The sequence below is a fragment of the Mesorhizobium sp. M7A.F.Ca.AU.002.02.1.1 genome (assembly GCF_003998535.1).
Lineage (GTDB): Bacteria > Pseudomonadota > Alphaproteobacteria > Rhizobiales > Rhizobiaceae > Mesorhizobium > Mesorhizobium ciceri.
Genome location: NZ_RZPB01001295.1, coordinates 1 through 961 on the forward strand (window position 1 = coordinate 1; position 961 = coordinate 961).

General features: G+C 64.7%; 1 pseudogene. It reads left to right on the top strand.

Annotated elements, in window-relative coordinates:
* Positions 1 to 961, top strand: a pseudogene (locus tag EN879_RS37240) (DNA-directed RNA polymerase subunit beta'); the annotation flags it as partial.

Sequence of the window (961 nt, forward strand, 5' to 3'; positions counted from 1 at the left end):
CGCCTGGGCCAAGTGCTCGGAAAAGGTCGCCGACGAGATGATGGCCCGCATCAAGGCGGTCGAGTTCGAGGACAATGGCCGTCAGAAGCCGATGAACTCGATCTACATGATGTCGCACTCCGGTGCGCGTGGCTCGCCCACCCAGATGCGCCAGCTTGCCGGCATGCGCGGCCTTATGGCCAAGCCGTCGGGTGAAATCATCGAGACGCCGATCATCTCGAACTTCAAGGAAGGCCTGACCGTGCTCGAGTACTTCAACTCGACCCACGGCGCCCGCAAGGGTCTGGCCGACACCGCCTTGAAGACGGCGAACTCGGGTTACCTCACCCGTCGTCTGGTCGACGTGGCGCAGGACTGCATCGTCAACTCCGTCGACTGCGGCACCGACAAGGGCCTCACCATGCAGCCGATCGTCGATGCCGGTCAGGTCGTTGCTTCGGTCGGCCAGCGCGTGCTGGGCCGTACGTCGCTCGACGACATCACCCATCCGGTGTCGGGCGAGATCCTGGTCAAGGCCGGAACGCTGATGGACGAGCGTGACGTGGAACAGATCGAAAAGGCCGGCGTCCAGTCGGTCCGCATCCGCTCGGCACTGACTTGCGAAGTCAGGGTTGGCGTCTGCGCGGTCTGCTACGGTCGCGATCTGGCCCGCGGCACCCCGGTCAACCAGGGCGAAGCCGTCGGCGTCATCGCGGCGCAGTCGATCGGCGAGCCGGGCACCCAGCTCACCATGCGTACCTTCCACATGGGCGGTACCGCGCAGGTGGTGGACAGCTCGTTCCTTGAAGCCTCGTATGAGGGCAAGGTCGAGATCCGCAACCGCAACGTGGTGCGCAACTCCGACGGCCAGCAGATGGTCATGGGCCGCAACATGGCGGTGCTGATCCTCGACGAAGCCGGCAAGGAGCGCGCCTCGCACCGTCTCACCTATGGTTCGCGCATCTTCGTGGACGATGGTGAC